This window comes from Streptomyces sp. R33, assembly GCF_041200175.1.
Lineage (GTDB): Bacteria > Actinomycetota > Actinomycetes > Streptomycetales > Streptomycetaceae > Streptomyces > Streptomyces katrae_B.
In genome coordinates this window covers 646,639-663,846 of the sequence record NZ_CP165727.1, presented here as the reverse complement: position 1 = coordinate 663,846, position 17,208 = coordinate 646,639, and the positions used below count along the sequence as shown (strand labels likewise).

General features: G+C 71.9%; 13 protein-coding genes and 1 pseudogene. 9 read left to right on the top strand and 5 right to left on the bottom strand.

Features of this window, described 5'->3' with window-relative positions; translation table 11 throughout:
* Positions 1–169 precede the first annotated feature (169 nt).
* Entirely contained in the window at positions 170–559 is a 390-nt protein-coding gene (locus tag AB5J51_RS03415; RefSeq protein ID WP_369776771.1) for a hypothetical protein, read from the top strand.
* Positions 560–770: 211 nt separating this feature from the next.
* Here AB5J51_RS03415 and AB5J51_RS03410 read toward each other — a convergent pair whose 3' ends face one another.
* On the bottom strand, positions 771–1,142 hold the full coding sequence (locus AB5J51_RS03410; protein ID WP_053787969.1) for a peptidoglycan-binding protein: 372 nt from the start codon (positions 1,140–1,142) through the stop codon (positions 771–773).
* 259 nt (positions 1,143–1,401) lie between these two features.
* Between AB5J51_RS03410 and AB5J51_RS03405 the strand changes: the two genes are divergently transcribed.
* The 4 genes from AB5J51_RS03405 to AB5J51_RS03390 all read left to right on the top strand — a co-directional run bounded on the left by AB5J51_RS03405 (position 1,402) and on the right by AB5J51_RS03390 (position 5,486).
* Positions 1,402–2,601, top strand: a complete 1,200-nt coding sequence (locus AB5J51_RS03405; RefSeq protein WP_133895628.1) for a sensor histidine kinase — start codon at positions 1,402–1,404, stop codon at positions 2,599–2,601.
* Between the two features lie 20 nt (positions 2,602–2,621).
* Entirely contained in the window at positions 2,622–3,299 is a 678-nt protein-coding gene (locus AB5J51_RS03400) for a response regulator (protein ID WP_369780211.1), read from the top strand.
* Positions 3,300–3,503: 204 nt separating this feature from the next.
* Positions 3,504–3,860 carry a VOC family protein gene (locus tag AB5J51_RS03395; protein WP_369776769.1) on the top strand — a complete coding sequence of 119 codons (357 nt, stop codon included), beginning with the start codon at positions 3,504–3,506 and terminating at the stop codon, positions 3,858–3,860.
* Between the two features lie 198 nt (positions 3,861–4,058).
* The gene (locus AB5J51_RS03390; RefSeq protein WP_369780210.1) at positions 4,059–5,486 is read left to right on the top strand and encodes a DUF2079 domain-containing protein; all 1,428 of its coding nucleotides are present in this window, start codon (positions 4,059–4,061) and stop codon (positions 5,484–5,486) included.
* Positions 5,487–5,523: 37 nt separating this feature from the next.
* On the opposite strand, the gene AB5J51_RS03385 is transcribed toward AB5J51_RS03390, so the two are convergent.
* The 4 genes from AB5J51_RS03385 to AB5J51_RS03370 all read right to left on the bottom strand — a co-directional run bounded on the left by AB5J51_RS03385 (position 5,524) and on the right by AB5J51_RS03370 (position 11,530).
* Positions 5,524–7,365: a hypothetical protein gene (locus AB5J51_RS03385; protein WP_369776768.1), complete on the bottom strand. Its 1,842-nt coding sequence runs from the start codon at positions 7,363–7,365 to the stop codon at positions 5,524–5,526.
* Between the two features lie 173 nt (positions 7,366–7,538).
* Positions 7,539–8,702 carry a PIG-L family deacetylase gene (locus AB5J51_RS03380; protein ID WP_053787974.1) on the bottom strand — a complete coding sequence of 388 codons (1,164 nt, stop codon included), beginning with the start codon at positions 8,700–8,702 and terminating at the stop codon, positions 7,539–7,541.
* A 666-nt stretch (positions 8,703–9,368) separates the two neighbouring features.
* The gene (locus AB5J51_RS03375; RefSeq protein ID WP_369776766.1) at positions 9,369–10,004 is read right to left on the bottom strand and encodes a TetR family transcriptional regulator; all 636 of its coding nucleotides are present in this window, start codon (positions 10,002–10,004) and stop codon (positions 9,369–9,371) included.
* Positions 10,001–11,530 (bottom strand): MFS transporter, encoded by a 1,530-nt coding sequence (locus AB5J51_RS03370; protein WP_369776765.1) that lies wholly within the window; start codon positions 11,528–11,530, stop codon positions 10,001–10,003. The genes AB5J51_RS03375 and AB5J51_RS03370 overlap by 4 nt, the downstream gene beginning before the upstream one ends.
* Before the next feature lie 260 nt (positions 11,531–11,790).
* Here AB5J51_RS03370 and AB5J51_RS03365 point away from each other — a divergent pair.
* The 4 genes and pseudogenes from AB5J51_RS03365 to AB5J51_RS03350 form a co-directional block, all read left to right on the top strand.
* Positions 11,791–12,306, top strand: a pseudogene (locus AB5J51_RS03365) (carbohydrate binding domain-containing protein); the annotation flags it as partial.
* Positions 12,307–12,348: 42 nt separating this feature from the next.
* A complete protein-coding gene (locus tag AB5J51_RS03360; protein ID WP_369780209.1) occupies positions 12,349–13,446 on the top strand; it encodes a chitinase in 1,098 nt (365 codons plus the stop codon).
* Positions 13,447–13,727: 281 nt separating this feature from the next.
* Positions 13,728–15,560 carry an IPT/TIG domain-containing protein gene (locus AB5J51_RS03355; RefSeq protein WP_369776764.1) on the top strand — a complete coding sequence of 611 codons (1,833 nt, stop codon included), beginning with the start codon at positions 13,728–13,730 and terminating at the stop codon, positions 15,558–15,560.
* A gap of 788 nt (positions 15,561–16,348) precedes the next feature.
* Positions 16,349–17,182, top strand: a complete 834-nt coding sequence (locus AB5J51_RS03350; protein ID WP_369776762.1) for a PIG-L family deacetylase — start codon at positions 16,349–16,351, stop codon at positions 17,180–17,182.
* Positions 17,183–17,208: the final 26 nt, after the last annotated feature.

The following is a 17,208-nucleotide window of genomic DNA, read 5'->3' as shown; positions in this document are numbered from 1 at the left end:
CGGTCTCCGGAGCCGGTAGGACTCGGTGCCGGTCCGGATCAGGGTGCAGCAGAAGCTCAGCGCTCCGCAGCGTCGTCGCGTTCCTCACCCGCCCGCGCGAGGGGCTGCGCCGGGCGTCGGTGATGCGCCGGACAATCGCTGGTCCCCGCTGATCTCGGTGCTCGCGCACATGACGGCCCAGCACAGGCGCAGCCTTCCTTCCCGGCGCCGGGCCATCGGATTCCACTTCCTCGACTACGTGGTCCACACCTGCGACGTCGCCCGTGCCCTCGATCTGCCCTTCGCTCCGGACCCCGACATCCTGGACGCCGCCCTCCCCATCGCGCTGGCCGTCCCCAACGGAGCCGACCGCACGCGGCCGGGCGCCGCCTTCGCCCCGAGCCACCCCGAGCCCACCGACTCCGACACCCTGACCCGAATCCTCCTGCACCTGGGCCGCTCCCTCTCAAGGGGCCCGTCTCTGCGATCACGTGCTTCGCCGGACATGGCGCCGGCCCACGACGGCCCCCAGACGCAGAGCGTGAGACCGGCTTCTTCGACGGCATCGGCTCGTCCGTGAACAACCTGCCGGTTCCAGCAGCGACTCCAGCTCTCCCGCGCAGTTCGGCCAGCGCGGTGCCGTGTGCACCGGCGGCGACAACCCCAACGCAGGCCTGTAGCGGCTGAACCACAGCACGGCCGGGCCCCGGTCCGCGCGCGTCGTACGACGACCGCGCGGACCGGGGCCCGGTCCGTGTCCCCGGGGCCCGGCCGTGACCGGGACCCCCGGATCAGCAGCCCGGGTTCTTCAGTGCGCTCCAGGTCTTGGGGCCGACGATGCCGTCGACGGGCATGTGGCACATGTCCTTCACCCGGCGCTGGAACTCGCGCACGGCGCGGTCGGTGTCGGGACCGAAGTCGCCGTCGACGCCGGAGGAGCCGATGTACACGTTCCAGGTCTTCAGCAGACACTGGGCCTGCCTGACCGCAGCGCCCTTGGCACCCCTGCTGATGGTGGGCTGGGAGTCGGTGTAGTTGCAGCCGCGCGAACCGGTCACCGACGTACCGGAGTTGGTGGCCGCCACGGCCGACGGGGCCAGGGCGACACCGGTGCACAAGGCAGTGGAGGCGACGAGGAGCGCAAGACGCTTGCTGACGATCATGGCTGTTCCGTCCTTCGATCGGCGCGGGCCGTTCCCCCGTAGGTGTCCCCCGAGTGACCCGCTGTCCTGGTGTGCGGGACCGGTGGTCGGCCGGCCCCGTGCTGCCGGGACATGAAGCTACGGGCCGGGACCCGGGCCCGTCGTCCCGTGCCGGATGGATCTCCGCGCCAACCTCCGGCGCAGCGCCACTCCTTCTCCCACTCAGGGTTGAGTACGGGAGTGGGAGGTCGGCCTGCGCCGTCCGGGCTAGGCTGCGGCGATGCGGATCCGCCCCTCCTCCATGGACGCGCTGACAGCCCTCGCGCAGACGGGTGTGGCCGTGCTGCTGGGCCGGGAGGCGGTCGCCCAGGGCTGGCCTCCCCTGGACCTCGCCGCGTACCTGCTCGTCGGGCTGGTGACGGTGCCGGTGGCCGTGCGGACCAAGGCACCGGTGGCGGTCTGCCTGTTCACCCAGCTGATGTGGGTCGTGTACATCACCGCCGGGTACTGGCCGGTGGTCACCTGCTTCGGTCCCATGCTCGCGGTGTACACGGTGGCCGCGCTCTGCCCGGTCCGCACCTCGGCGGCCTGCGCTGCCCTGATGGCGGCGGTCTGGGTCTACGCGGGACTGCTGGGCAACGGCCCCGGCGGTTCCATGGCGACCGTGCTCGCGCAGGCCGTGGTCTTCCCGGCCGTGCTGTGGCGGTTCGGGCTGGTGGCCCGCCGGTCGGCCGAACTGGCCCGCCAGCTGCGGCGCGAGCGCGACGAACGGGCACGCCGCGATGTCGCCGAGGAACGCGCGCGCATCGCGCGGGAACTGCACGACATCGTGGCCCACCACATGTCCGTGATCTCGGTCCAGGCGGGCCTGGCCGGGTACGCGTTCGACTCGGCGCCCCACACGGCCCGGGCGGCCCTGTCCACCATCGAGGACACCAGCGCCGAGGCGCTGGACGAACTCCGCCGCATGCTCAGCCTGTTGCGGGACACCGACCGGGAGCAGCCCGACGGCGGGGCCGGCCCGCAGGCCCCGGACCGGGACGCCCCGATGCCGGGCCTGTCACGGCTGGCGGAGATGACCGAACGGGTCCGGGCCGCCGGCGTTCCGGTGAACCTGCAGGTCACGGGCGATGCGCGCGCCCTGGCCCCTGGCGTGGAGCTGTGTGCGTACCGGGTGACGCAGGAGGCGCTGACCAACGTCCTCAAGCACGCCCCGGGCTCCCGCGTGACCGTGACCCTCGACTACCGGCCCACGCACCTCTCGGTCACTGTGACCGACGACGGCGCGGGCGGGGGCCCCGTTCCGGCCAAGTTGGTACGAGGGAGCGGGAACGGGTTGATCGGCATGCGCGAGCGGGCCAAGCTCTACGGAGGAACGATCAGCACCGGGCCACGCAGCGAAGGGGGCTACGCCGTGTGCCTCACCCTGCCGACCTCCGCCCGGACCGTACCGCCACGCGGGGACGGCCGCCCGGCGTGACGGGATCCGGACCCTTGAGGGTGCTCGTGGCCGACGACCAGTTCCTCATCCGGGCCGGGCTCGTGGGCCTGCTCGAGGTGGCGGAGGGCTTCGAGGTCGTCGGCGAGGCCACGGACGGCGCCGAGGCGGTCGAGCTCGCCGCCCGTACCCGCCCCGACGTGATCCTGATGGACATCCGGATGCCGCGCATGGACGGGATCGACGCCACGGAGAAGATCCTCGCGCAGACCCCGACCCCGGCGCCCCGCGTGCTGATCCTGACCACCTTCGACCTGGACGAGTACGTGTACGGGGCGCTGAAGGCCGGAGCCTCCGGCTTCCTGCTGAAGGACTCCGGCCCCCAGCGGCTACTCGCCGCCATCACCGCCGTGGGCAGCGGGGACGCCCTCTTCGCGCCGACGGTGACCCGGCGGCTCGTGGAGGCCTTCGCCACCCGAGCGGGCCGCGAAGGGGCCGGCGACGCCGGCCGGGCCGGGGCGGCCGGACTGGACGCGCTGACGGGCCGCGAGATCGAGGTGCTGGAGCTGGTCGGGCAGGGCCTGGCCAACGCCGAGATCGCCTGGCGGCTGTTCATCACCGAGGCCACGGTCAAGAGCCACCTCAGCCGGACGATGACGAAGCTGGGCCTGGAGAGCCGGGCCCAGGCGGTGGTGACGGCGTACGAGAGCGGGTTGGTGGTCCCCGGCCGGAACACCTGAGGAGGCGGCTCGTTCGGCGCTTCCCGCGACGGCCGGGGTCAGGCGGGGTTGAGGGTGATCGCGAGCCTCTCGACCTGCGTGTACACGTCCGCCTTCGCGCGCGCCGTGCCTCGGCCAGGCCGGCGGCCAGATCCGCGGTGCCACTCGGTTGCTTCTTCGGCGAGTAGCGGCGGGGCGGCTCAACCGGACTGCTAGCTTGAGCAAATGATCACTGGTGCACACACGATCATCTACGCAGGATATGCCGAGGCGGCACGCGCATTCTTCCGCGATGTGCTCGAGTTCCCGCACGTCGACGCCGGAGCCGGCTGGCTCATCTTCAAGTCCCCACCCGCCGAACTGGCCGTGCACCCGGCCGACCCGCACGCCGACGGCGTCACCGAACTGTTCCTCATGTGCGACGACCTCGCCGCCACGGTCACACAGCTGAAAGCCAAGGGCGTCGAGTTCACCACCGACATCACCGAGCAGCGCTGGGGCTCGGTCACCACCCTGGCCGTGCCGGGCGCGGGCACGATCGGGCTGTATCAGCCGAAGCACGACACCGCCTACGACCTCTGACCCGCACTCCGTAGTTCTGCGGCGCGCTGCATCAGTCGCGAGAACAGGTCGTTACGACGGGGCCACACACAAAGATGCGTTCCCTCGATCCGTACGGGGCGCCTCGATGCGTATGGCTTCGACTTTCAGATGATTGCACCTGTGCAGCCACGAGAACTGAAGCGGGCTCAGGCCCGTCCCCTCATGCTGGTGAAATCGATGGAAAGGGCCTGGCGCAACTGCCCACGAGTTTCCGGGCCGGCGCTGCCGTGGGCCCTGGCAGCGGGATTCTTCGTGGTCTATGCGGCTCTGTCGGTGCGGCAGCACCAGCGGATGCTGACCACCGGCTACGACCTCGGGATCTTCGAGCAGGCCGTGCGTTCCTACGCCGAGGGCCATCTGCCGGTCTCCGCTTTGAAGGGACCCGGCTTCAGCCTGCTGGGTGATCACTTCGCTCCGGTCCTCGCCACCCTGGCCCCCTTCTACCGGCTCTTTCCTACTCCGCTGACGCTTCTGGTCGCCCAGGCGGCGCTTTTCGCGGTGGCCGTGGTGCCGCTGAGCCGCTGGGCCCACCAGGCCCACGGCACGACGGCTGCCCTGGTCGTCGGTCTGGGGTACGGGGCGTCTTGGGGCATTGCTTCGGCTGTGGGCTTCGATTTCCACGAGATCTGCTTCGCCGTCCCGCTGATCGCCTTTTCGGTCACCGCCCTGGGCAACGAACGATGGCGGGCTGCCGCCCTGTGGGCCGCACCTTTGCTTCTGGTCAAGGAAGACCTCGGCATCACGGTCGCGGCGATCGGTACCTACATCGCCTGGAAGGGCCCCCGCCTCCTCGGCCTGGCCACCGCCGCAGCGGGGATCGCCGGCACCCTGCTGGAAATCCTGGTCGTCATCCCGGCCTTCAACCCCGACCACACCTACGCCTACTCGGGCTTCCTGGACCAGACAGCCGGTGGAGGCTCCATGGCCGGCCTCCTGCACCTGCCGCTCGACCTCATCACCCCCCAAGCCAAGGCCACCACTCTGGTCCTCCTGCTGGCCCCCACGGCGTTCATGGCGCTGCGCTCACCCCTGATCGCCCTGGCGCTGCCGACATTGGCCTGGCGCTTCCTGTCCAGCAACCCGGCCTACTGGGGCACCGACTACCACTACAGCGCCATCCTCATGCCCATCGTCTTCGGGGCCTTCATCCACGCTCTCAGCCGGTGGGCACCCGGACAGTCGGCCAACGACCGCCTCACCGTGCGAGCCGCGCTGGCCATCAGCGCCGCCACCACCCTTCTGCTCGTGCCCCAGTTTCCGCTTTCCAGGATCATCGATGCGGCGGCCTGGCGGACACCTGCACGCGCAGCCGCCGCACACCGTCTCATGGCCCGGATCCCCGACGGAGCGACGGTCGCCGCATCCAACCGCTTGGTCCCCCAGCTCACCGACCGGTGCACGGTCGCCGTGTTCGGCTTCCCCGGCATCCCCCTGACCTCCGACTGGATCATCGACGACACCCACGCCCCCATGGGTTGGCCCCTGTCCCCCGAGGACGAAACCCAGACCCTCCAGGCCGCGCGCGACGCCGGCTACCGCACCGTCGACCAGCGCGAGGGATACGTCCTTCTCCACCGCCCCAGCACCGGACGAAGCGATCCCTGAGCTGCACCGGCCCACCGCGGACCGCGAAACAGGCGCGCTACCGGAGCGGCGGAGTGGGCAGAGGGGTACCTTGTCGGGCGCGCAGCGTCATGACTGCCAGGGCGTCCGTCCAGCCGAGCGGCGCGACGGACGAGGGGTTTCCCGCGCCGTTGACCGTCTCGGGGAACTCGCCGAGCTCGTTGCGCTTGGCGAGGACCCAGTCCAGCACCGCGTCCGCCCGGCTCGTGTCGCCCAGCTGCGCCCAGGCCAGCGCGAAGAAGCCGGTACTGGCGGTCCAGGCGTACGAACCCCAGGGCGCATCAGGGTCATTGCCCGGGACCAGGCCGCCGTTCGGCAGGAGCAGGGCGCGGTAGGTGGAGACCAGGGCGGCGGGCAGATCGGCCGGGGCCTCGTTGAAGGGCGGCGCCATGAAGGCTGCCGCGCTGTCCCTGCCGTGGTCGCCGTCGATGGTGCGCGGGTAGCCCAGCGGCGCGAAGTACCGGGCGATCGCGGTCGAGAGCTTCTGGGCCGCGGCGGTCCACTTCGCCCGGTCGGCGTCCTGCCCGAGGAGTCCGGCGAGGTCGGCGGCTGCGTTGAGTCCGGCGAGGAGCGGCGCCGCGGTACCGATGTTGGTGGTGCCGGTGGGCAGTTCCCAGTAGTCGGGGGAGGCCGGCGGGAGCCCGTTGGAGCCGAGGGAGGCAGCGGACCGGTCCGCTGCCTTGCGCACCATCGGGTAGAGGGCGTTCAGCCGCGCGTTCCGGTCGGCAGCGGGCGCTGCCCGGTACCACTGCCAGGTGGCCCAGGGCACCCAGCCGTTGGAGTCGAGCTGCCAGGGGCGTGCGTCCGGCGGGCCGCTGCCGTCCAGTTTCGTCCGGGCCTCCCACGTCCCGTCGGCCCGTTGCGTGCGGGCGTCGTACTGGAGGATGCGGTACGCCTCTTCGTCGTGGCCGGTGGCCGCGAAGGCCGTCGCCACGAACGCACCGTCCCGGGGCCAGGAGTACTCCCAGGGCGGGGACCAGGCTGCCGCCGAGGCCCCGTTGGGCTGGAGGAGGGCGCGCATGGACAGCAGTGCACGTCGTGCGGCGCCCCGTTGGGTGTCCGTAGTGCCGGGGATCGTACCCGCGGCCAGCCAGCGCTCGCTCTCGGCGATCTGGGAGAGTGCTCCCGGGTCGTTCGCGGGGACCACGACGGAGGTCCGTGCCCCGGCGGGCAGGTACCGCCAGCGGCCGGACGGCAGGCGCAGCACGTTGCTGCCACCCACATAGGACGCTCCGACGGCGAAGGCGGGCAGCACGGCCTCGGTGGAGCTGAGGTTGCCCAGCAGTCCCGAGGTCCGGGCCGCGAGTGCCGTGGTGGGGACGTAGCACTGCTCCGTCTCGCCGCACCGCTCGCTGCCGGTGGGCTCGACGTAGAACGCGAGCCGGGAGGCGTAGGCGTGCCAGCCACCCCAGTACGTCTTGTCGTAGTTCCAGCTGGTGAGGGAGCCCGGCACCGAGGAAACGGTTCCGTACCAGGCGATCGGCTTGTTCTCCGTCGTGGTCGCCTGGAGGTGGAGGTAGTAAGTGGCTCCCGGGGTGACGGCGGCGTCCACGGGGAACTCCAGCCACCCTGCGCCGGCTCCTCCCAGGGAGGCCAGGTTGATGGTCCTGCTCGCGATGGAGGAGGCGCCGTCCGCCTTGTTCCTGCGGATCTGCGCTGTGATCTGACCGGTGGCGGCGCCGCTGGCCACGTACGCGCTCACCCGGGTGATGCGGCTGTTCCCGGTGGTGAAGGCCTGGGCTGCCGCGTTGTTCGTCGCCTTGACGCTGAACAACGCCGTGCCGTGCAGAGACTGCCCGTCGTACGACGCGGCCGCGACGGCCCCGGGCGCCGCTCCCCCCAGTACTGCCACGGCCATCACGGGCGCCAGCATCCCAGCCACCGGAATGATCAATGCCTGTGCCCTTCCGAAGACGTGAGGCACGGAAGAGCCGCACCATCGGAACAGCATGTCATCGGGCGACCGCCACGACGGTGAGCGCTCGGCGCTCCCACCCGGATGGCTCAATCATCCAGCCGTGCGGGCGTCCCGGGTTACCAGAGCCAGCGCAGCTCGGGCTGATGGGGGAAGCATGCCTGCAGGGTGAGGCGGGGTGAGAGTTCCGCCAGGTCGTCCTGGTGGAGGCAGCGCTCGCCCGACCCGATCCTGCCGTCGGCGTCGCGCCACCAGGTCTGGCCGCTCGAGCCGTTGCAGGGTGCCACGCCCAGAGCGGCGGTGAGGCAGCCGTCGGACGCGGCGGCCTTGATGCTGCCATCGACGAAGGTCCACCGCTGGGCGGGGCTGCCGTCACAGTCCTCCGTCGTCACGGCGGCCTTGGGCCGCCCGACGCCGAGCGTCAGGCACCGCTCGACGGCGACCCGTTCTGCGGTGCGGCCGATGACCGACATGACCTCCCCGGGACCGGGCTGCCGGTGCATCCTGCGGTGCTCCCTTTCCATCCACTGCTGATGGCTCCGGCTCAGTGTGATGCGGGACGGGCAGGGCAGTGTGATGCATCCCGCGTACGCGGCGTAGGCCTCGTACGCGGCCTTCTTGTCGCGTCGCTGCCGCGGTGTCAGGTTCGCCGGCAGCAGCGGCAGACCGTAGCCGACGTACGGCGTGACGGCAGGACGGGCGGGGGATCGGAAGGCAGCCCTCCGAAACAGCCGTCCGGTGATCTCGTGATCGCTGTGATCGGCCGGATTCGGCGGGCCGACCCCGAACGTAGCGCTGTCGTAGTCCAGCGTCAGAACGTGTTCCGCCTTGCGTAGGGTGAGCACCCCGGACAGGACGGAGGCCAGCTCAGCCTCCGTGTAGGGCCTGGTCCCGTCCACCGGTCTCATGGCGGCGGACTGCCCCCGGAACAGCTTCAGCAGGCTCTGCCGCCCGTACCGCGGACTGCCGACACCCCTCGGGAACCCGTCGGGCAGTCGCAGGAAGACCAGCCGTACGTCGGGGCGGCCGGCCAGGACGTAGGACACCAGGTCACGCCCACGCACCGTGAGATCCGCCCGGAACCAGTGGTCCGCGGCGCCTGCCATACGTGCGTATGCCGCCCGCAGACCCCGCTCCCGACGGCGTACGTAGGAGTCGCCGCCGGTGAACGGGCGCCCGGCGTCCCCAGCCGTCAGATAGACGGTGCCGACGAAACACCGGGCGCGTATGAGCCGTTGAACCTCTGGGCTGATGAAGAGGAGGTCGTCGTCCTGGTGTGCCACTCCCGCCAGCGTGGGCCGACACCCCGCGTCCGGCTCCACGCCCCGGCGGACCCCGGCGCTTGCCGCGCCGTGCGCATGCCCGTTCCCGACCGGCAGGGTCGAAGCGATCGCGCCGAGGGCCAGCCCCAGAGCGACCAGACGCGCCCGCGAGCGATACCGCTGGACCCCTCGCGGTGCCGAGCAGGGGGAGCGGCCCGACCCCGCACGCCTCCTGCTGTCGAGCGGCTCAGACCTCACCTCGGATCCCTTCGGCTGACGCGTGGCACGCCGTGCCGCGAGCGGCACCTCGAGCCTGCCGGGCCGCCTGCGCCCGATCCTACGAATGAGCGTGCGATGGCTGCGACACGAGTGGGCCGACCGGTGGACGAGGCGGAACACGGCCCGTGCCCTCCCGCGTCACTCCTCGACCACGTCGGCGGCGGTTTCGAATGCGCGTGGTACGCGGTGGCCGCGACCACCGGTCAACGGCGTACTCCACGTCGGCTGTGAGGACGGCCTGGACGCAGTATCGGTCTGAGCTCGACCATGTCGGGGATCTTTCAACCGTCGAGGTGGGCCGCTGACGGCCCGTCAGGACTTCAGCCGAGGACTCCCATGCTGGTCCACGCCTCCGTCGGCGCGTACGTCGGCGCGCCGATGGGGCCGACCGCGGGAGGCGGGGCCGTCTCAGGGGCCGTCGATGAGCCGCTGGAGGCCGGGGGCGTAGAGGTCCGCCAGGCGTTCGGCGCCGGCGTGCGAGCCGGCGCCGTCGGGGCGGTGCAGGCTCAGGGTGGCGCCGAGGCCCAGCAGCTGGCCGGCGATCAGCTCGGCCCGCAGCTGTGTGTCCGGGCCGGTCAGGGCGGCGGCCAGGCGGTCGGTGACCTGTTCGCGGAAACGCGCGCGGAGCAGGGTGCGCTCGTCCTCGATGCCCAGCGAGAACACGACGCGCAGCAGCGGGTCCCCGCGGAGGCGGTCCCGTAGCGCGACCATCGTCAGGACCAGGTGCCGGCCGAGGGCGGGGGGCGCGGCAGCGAACAGTTCGTCGGCGGCCGCCCGGAAGTCGGCGACCGTGTTGAACAGGGCTTCCTTGCTGCCGAAGCGTTTGACGATCAGCGACGGGCTCACCCCGGCGTCGGCCGCGATGCCGCGCATCGTGACCTCGGCGTACGGCCGCAGCGTGAACGCGCGGCGGGCGGCGCGGACGATGGCCTCGCGTCCGGTCTCGGCACTTGCCTCCCCGCCTGCCTCCCCGCCCGTCTCCGCGCCGGCCTCCGCGCCGGCCCTGGCGGACGCGGTGGTGAGGGAGTCCTCGGTGCTGTTCATGCGCTCTCCCGGGCGGCGGTCACGGACGCTGACACCGTGACCGTACCGTCCACGCGGCTGCGCAGCGGACCCCGGCCGGCTCCCGTACCGTCCGACGGCAGGAACAGTGTGGCGACGAGGGCGGCGAGCGCCGTCCCCGCGGCGATCAGGAAGATGAGCAGGTAGGCGTGCAGGGTCGGTGCGGTGCGCCCGCCGACGACGAAGGTCACGTGGGCCAGGACGGCGGCGACCACGGCGCTGCAACAGGCCTGGCCGACGGAGCGCATGAGGGTGTTGAGGCCGTTGGCCGCGGCCGTCTCGCTCACCGGTACGGCCCGCAGGACGAGGGCGGGCAGCGCCGAGTACGCGATGGCGGTGCCGGAGGCCACCACGGTGGCACCGGCCACGATCAGCCAGAGACTGTGGCTGGTGAAGAAGCGGACCACGTAGCCGACGGCCATGACGACGGCGGCCAGCGCGAGTGCGGTGCGCGGCCCGTAGGCGGCCGAGATCCGTGCCGAGACGGGGGAGAGGACCACCATGGCCAGGCCGCCGGGCAGCAGGCACAGGCCGCTCACCACGATGGATGCGCCGAGGCCGTACCCGGTGTTGGTGGGCTCCTGCACCATCTGCCCGGTGACCAGGGAGTTCGCGTAGAACGCGAAGCCGATCAGCAGGGCCGCCACGTTGGTGAGCAGCACGGCGGGCCGGGCGGAGACCCGCAGGTCGACCATGGGGGAGACGGTCCGCAGCTCGAACCAGCCCCACAGCAGGCCCACGGCCACGGAGGCGCCGACCAGGCCGAGCGTGCGCGGGGAGGTCCAACCCCAGTCCGGGCCCTGGGTGATGGCGAGGAGCAGTCCGACGAGGGTTGCGGCCAGTCCCAGGGTGCCGGGCAGGTCGAAGCGGCCGTGCGAACGCACCGGCGACTCGGGGACGATCCACAGCACCAGCAGCAGATCGAGGAGACCGAGCGCCGCCGAAGCCCAGAACATGGTGTGCCAGTCGAAGTTCTCCATGACCACCGCGGCAACGGGCAAGCCGATCGCCGCACCGATGCCGAGCGTCGAGCTCATGAGGGCTATCGCGGAGAGCACCCGGTCGGCGGGCAGCTCGTCGCGGATGATGCTGATGCCCAGGGGGATCACCGCGAGCGCCGCTCCCTGGAGGGCCCGGCCGGTGATCAGCACACCGATGTCGGAGCTGACCCCGCAGAGCGCGGATCCGAGGGTGAGTACGCCCAGTGAGGCCAGCAGGACACGCCGCTTTCCGTACATGTCGCCGACGCGGCCGAGTACGGGAGTGAAGACGGCGCCGGTCAGCAGCGTGATGGTGACCAGCCAGCCCGCGGCGCCCGGGCTCGCCCCCGTCAGGTCGGGAACGTGCGGCAGCAGCGGGACCACGAGGGTCTGCATGACGGCGACGACCATGCCGCAGAAGGCGAGGACGGGCATGACGAGCCCGGGGTGACGGCTGTGGGGGGCGGTCGGCGCGGGGGAGGGGACGGCGCCTGGGGTCGGACCGGATGCGGGTATCGCGGCGGGCATGGTGCTCCAAGGGCGCGAAGGGAGCGGGACACACGGGGTGCACACTCGTTCACCCCCAGGGTAAACGATTGTGCACCCCCGGGTCCGCCGCCTTCGGGGTCCGGCTGTCCGGGGCAATGGTCCAGACCTATTGACGGGACTTGTCGACGCTCCTACGATCCGGTCCGGCGCAGCCCCACATGTCCCCACCTCACCCAGGCCGGGCGTCACGCCCCCACGCGTCGTCATGCCCATGACACCCGGCGGGAAGGGAGCACAGCATGTTCCGTCGAAGGTCGCGTACTTCACGTACTTCACGTACATCGGACGGTCTCCCCCCTCGTCCCGATCCCGGCGCGGCCGTCCTGAGGCGCGTTCTCGCCGCGGTCAGCGCCACTGCCGTCATCGCTACCGGCCTTGCCGTGGCCGGCTCCGTCACGGCCGGGGCCGCCACCACCAACCTGGTGGCCAACTCAGGCTTCGAGAACGGGCTGACCGGCTGGACGTGCCCTGGCGGTGCCGCCGCGGCCGTCGGCAGTCCGGTCCGCTCCGGCACCTCCGCACTCAGGGCGGCACCGACCGGTCAGGACACGGCCCAGTGCACCCAGACCATCAGCGTGCAGCCCAACTCCTCGTACGACCTGAGCGCCTACGTCCAAGGCAGCTACGTCTACCTGGGCGTCACCGGAACCGGCATCACCGGCGCCCCGTCCACGTGGACGCCGAACAGCCCGGCGTACAGCCGGCTCGGCGTCGCCTTCACCACCGGGCCGAACGCCACCTCCGTGACCGTCTACCTGCACGGCTGGTACGGGCAGCCCGCGTACCACGCGGACGACGTGTCGCTCAGCGGCCCCGGCGGCCCCGACCCCACGCCGACCGCCACGCCGCCGACCGCCACCCCACCGACCAGCGCCCCGCCGACCACCGCCCCGCCCACCACCCCACCGACCAGCGCCCCGCCCACCACCCCGCCGGGTGACACCTGCCCCACCAAGCCCAGGCCGTCAGGAAAGGTCCTCCAGGGCTACTGGGAGAACTGGGACGGCGCCTCCAACGGCGTCCACCCCGGCATGGGATGGATCCCCATCACGGACAGCCGGATCGCCGCGCACGGGTACAACGTCATCAATGCCGCCTTCCCGGTGATCCTCTCGGACGGCACCGTCCTGTGGCAGGACGGTATGGACGCCGGCGTCAAGGTCTCGACCCCGGCCGAGATGTGCCAGGCCAAGGCGGCCGGGGCGACCCTGCTGATGTCGATCGGCGGCGCCACCGCAGGGATCGACCTGAGCTCAAGTGCCGTCGCCGACAAGTTCGTGGCGACCGTCGTGCCGATCCTCAAGAAGTACAACTTCGACGGCATCGACATCGACATCGAGACCGGCCTGTCCGGAAGCGGCAACATCAACACGCTGTCCGCTTCCCAGTCCAACCTGATCCGCATCATCGACGGCGTCCTCGAGCAGATGCCGGCCGGCTTCGGTCTCACCATGGCCCCCGAAACCGCGTACGTCACCGGCGGAAGCGTCACCTACGGATCGATCTGGGGCGCCTACCTGCCGATCATCAAGAAGTACGCCGACAACGGCCGTCTGTGGTGGCTGAACATGCAGTACTACAACGGCAGCATGTACGGCTGCACCGGCGACTCCTACCAGGCCGGCACCGTCCAGGGCTTCACCGCCCAGACCACCTGCCTGAACAACGGCCTGACCATCCAGGGCACCACCATCAAGGTGCCCTACGACAAGCAGGTGCCCGGCCTGCCCGCCCAGCCCGGCGCGGGCGGCGGCTACATGGCGCCGAGCCTCGTCAGCCAGTCGTGGAACGCCTACGGCGGCTCGTTGAAAGGACTCATGACCTGGTCGCTCAACTGGGACGGCTCACAGGGCTGGACCTTCGGCGACAACGTCAAGACGCTGCAGGGTCGTTGATGTCCAGCTGACTCCCCGCGGCCCGTCACCTGCCTCTCGCGGCACCGGAAAGGACGCGATTCCCCATTTCTCCCGCGCCCCGCGCCGCCCGCTGCCATGCTTCGGCCGGTATCGCCGGGCCCCGCTCCGCGAGCGGAGCGGCCAGGCGGCGATACCGGCGAACGCCTGTGGCGCCACGGGGAACGGCGCGCCGGTTCGTCGTGCCGGAGTGCCCGGCAGCGGCTTCCCGGGAGACTTCGCCTCCGGCCGCCGCCGGGTGGAACTGAGAGGGGGAGACGTCGATGTCATCGAGAGCGGTACTCCAGGGACCGAGATCCCGCTGGCGCGACCGGCTGCTGGTCGTGGCCGCGTCGTCCGTGCTCGCCGCGGGCGGCCTGACCGCCCTGGCGCTTCCGGCGGAGGCCGAAGGGGTGTGCGCCGCCCCGGTCGTCGCGGACGGCCTCACCACGATCACCTGCACGGCAGGCGGTTCCGGAAGCCTCACCGTGCCCGAGGGTGCCACCGGCGCCGTGGTCACCCTCGACGGCGCCGGAGGCGGCAACGCCTACGACGGCACACCCGGTGGCAAGGGCGCGCACCTCGTGGCGAAGCTCCCCACGACCCCCGGGCAGACGTTCAACGTCACCGTCGGCCGACGCGGCGCCAACGCCGCGGCGAACCCGCAGTTCGGTGCGCCCGGCTCGGGCGGCGCCCTCGTCGCGGTGACCACCGCCTCCAACGCCCCCTTGCTGACTGCGGGTTCAGGCGGCGGCGCGGGCGGCCCCGGCATCGGCTCCCCGTCCTACCGGGGCGGAGCCGGCGGGGACAGCGGCGGCGCGGGAGCCGACGGCAACGGCCTGGTCCCGGACGCACAGGGCGGTACGGGCGGCGGCCCGGGCACCGCCACCGCCGGCGGAGCGGCGGGTACCGGAGGGCCGGGCACGGACAACGAGGGCGCGAACGGCTCTCCCGGCGCCTACCCGAACGGCTCGGGCGGCTCCGCCGCACAGGGCGTCTACAACCCGACGGGCGCCGGAGGGCGCGGCGGCGCCGGGTACGGCGGCGGCGGTCGGGGCGGAGCCGGCGGCCGGTACGGAACCACCGGCGGAGGAGGCGGCGGTGGGGGAGGCGGATCCAGCCTGGTCTCCGGCACCGTTCCCGGCTCGCCGGTCACCCTGACCGAGGGAGCCAACGCCGGGGACGGCCGGATCGTGTTCACCTTCCTCCCGGACGCGCCCACGGTCACCGGCATCAGCCCGGACACCGGCCTCGCCGCGGGCGGCACGCCGGTCACGCTCACCGGCACCAACCTGACCGGCGCCACCCTCGCCTTCGGCCCGGGCAACCCCGCCACCGACGTCACGTGCACCCCGAGCTCCTGTACAGCCACGGCCCCGGCCGGCACCGGCACGGTCGACGTCCGAGCCACCACGCCCGGTGGCACCAGCGCCGCATCCCCGGCCGCCCGGTACGTCTACCTCCCCGTACCCGTGGTGACCTCGCTCAGCCCCACCTCGGGCACCACGGACGGCGGAACAGTCGTCACAGTCCACGGCACCGGCCTCGGCGGGGCCACCGCGCTCATCTTCGGCCCCGGCAACCCGGCCGGCGCCCTGTCCTGCACCGCCACCACCTGTACCGCCACTGCACCCGCACACGCCGCAGGTCCCGTCGACGTGCAGGTCACCACTCCCGGCGGCACCAGTGCCGCGTCCCCCGCGGTCCGCTACACCTACCAGCTCCCGCCCGCCGACATCGACGTGGACCTGGCCGCGCAGCCGGGCCTGAGCCTCCTCGTCCCGTACCTCACCTACACCCTGACCGCCCACAACACCGGCCCGGGCACGCTCACTTCGGCCACCCTCACCGCGACCCTGCCGCCGGGCTCCTCGGCCACCTCCCTCCCGTCGGGGTGTACCGCCATGGGGGCCACCGTGACCTGCGCCTACGGAACCATCGCCGCCGGCGCCGCCTCGGCCAAGACCTTCCGGGTACCGCTGAGCCTGCTCTCGCTGGGCCGCGTCTCGGTCACCGCCACCCGCACGGTGTCCGCCCCGGCCGACCCCAACCCGCTCAACGACAGCGCGACCGCCACCTGCACGGTCGTCTCCGTCCTCCTGGCCACCTGCCCCTGACGCGCCACGGACCCGGGCACGGCGCCGGAGGCGAACGACGCTCCGCGCGGTCGTGCCCGGGAGGCGGGGCTGCGGGGCCGGGTCCCGCCGCCCGGTGGGACCCGCCCCATCCCGACTGAGCGCCCCCCCGACCGGGGACTGCACCCGGCTCCTGGGCTCCGGCAGCGGCCAGGGAGGCGGAATGAGGCCGTGCCGGGCGATCCGCCCGCTCGGACGGCTCAGCGGGTGAGGATGACACGCCGACGGACCCAAGGGCCGCTGATCGCGGCGGAAAGCAGGAAATCCGCGACATCGGCACGGTTGATCCTTCCGCTGATGCGTCCGCCATGAGCGCGCCCATCACCAGCTTCGACGCCCCGGCCTGGAAGAGGGACTGGCGCCGGGCGGTGCCGCCCGAGCCGAGGGCCGAGAGCCAGACGAGACGCTCCACGCCGGCTGCGGCCATGGCTTCCAGGACGGGACCGGCGTGCGGGTGGCGAGAGTGGACTTGAAGTCCCTGCCCGGTTCGAGGGCAGGGGACCGGCACACCGGATCGTTTCGCCGCTGCACAACGTCTGGCGCTGGCCCTGTGCGGTTCTCCGCGCCCAGGCGAGCCAGGTGGGGGTGCACGGGCCGAAGCAGCCGCGCCGGGAATAGCCCGTCCGGCCGGCATCGTTGCATCGACCGGGGGTCTGGCGCTGCACGGGTGGGAACAATGTCATCCGCCCCGGCAGGATCCGGCCTCCCGGGATCGCGGAACGCCCGCCGCGCACTCGGACCAACACACGTCTCTGCAGGAGGACTCCTTCATGACCGACCGGCCCCTGACACTCATGGCCGTGCATGCCCACCCCGACGACGAGGCCACCGGAACCGGAGGAGTCCTCGCGCGGTACGCGGCAGAGGGCATCCGCACGGTTCTCGTGACCTGTACCGACGGCGGTTGCGGTGACGGGCCGGGGGGTGTCAAGCCGGGTGATCCCGGGCACGATCCGGCGGCCGTGGCCTTGATGCGCCGACAAGAACTCGAGGCGAGCTGTGCCGTCCTGAACGTCAGTGACCTGGAGATGCTGGACTATGCCGACTCCGGGATGATGGGCTGGCCGAGCAACGACGCCCCCGGATCCTTCTGGCAGACCCCCGTGGAGGAAGGCGCCGCCCGGCTCGCGGCCCTCATGCAGCACTACCGGCCCGATGTGGTCGTCACCTATGACGAGAACGGCTTCTACGGCCACCCCGACCACATCCAGGCCCACCGCATCACGATGGCGGCGCTCGAGATGACCGCGCTGACACCGAAGGTGTACTGGACGACGATGCCGCGCTCGGCGATGGAGCGGTTCGGCAAGATCATGCGCGAGTTCCAGGAGGACATGCCGGAGCCGGATCCTGCCGAGGCTGCCGCGCTGGCCGAGATCGGCCTCCCCGACGATGAGATCACCACGTGGGTGGACACCACCGCATTCAGCGGTCAGAAGTTCGACGCGCTGGCCGCACATGCCAGCCAGGGCGAGAACATCTTCTTCCTCAGGATGGGCAGGGAGAGGTTCGGCGAGTTGATGGGCGTGGAGACCTTCGTACGGGTCAAGGACGCCACCGGCGCGGCCGTGCCCGAGAACGACCTCTTCACCGGCCTGCGCTGACCCGACGGGGAAGTCGCGGGCGGCCA